1 protein-coding gene is annotated in these 467 nt (G+C 53.7%); it reads right to left on the minus strand.

From position 1 onward, the window contains the following. Positions 1-450 (minus strand): LysR substrate-binding domain-containing protein (locus D7Y13_RS50090; protein ID WP_279637199.1); only part of this gene is annotated, 450 nt, incomplete at its 3' end. Positions 451-467 lie beyond the last annotated feature (17 nt).

The raw sequence follows: 467 nt of genomic DNA on the forward strand, positions 1-467 counted from the left end.
CGCCTGCTTGATTGCCTCGTTGCTGCCTAGCTCTAGCCGCACCTTGACCACTAAGTTCTGCTGGTCAAGCATCGATTGAATGGCGCGTCTGGTGCCTGAGCCCGGTTCGCGCATGATAAACGGCTCTTCGGCCAAGCGCTCTAGCGTGATGTTGCGCTCTTTTGCGAGCGGATGGGTCGCGGGCGCAACCACAACTAGCGGATTGTCGAGAAACGGATGGGCGTTGATTTCTAGATGTTCTGGCAACTGGCTCATCACGTACAAATCATCTTGATTGTTGGCGAGGCGATCGATGACGCGCTCGTGATTGGTGACGGTCAGTGAAACATCAATGCCGGGATAAATTCGGCAAAACGGGCCGAGCATTCGCGGCATAAAGTATTTTGCCGTAGTGATCACTGAGAGCCGCAAATGACCTTGCTTCATGCCTTTGAGGTCAGCGACTTTCATCTCAAGCTGCTCAAGCT

The organism is Corallococcus praedator, from assembly GCF_003612125.1.
GTDB classification, from domain to species: Bacteria; Myxococcota; Myxococcia; order Myxococcales; family Myxococcaceae; genus Corallococcus; species Corallococcus praedator.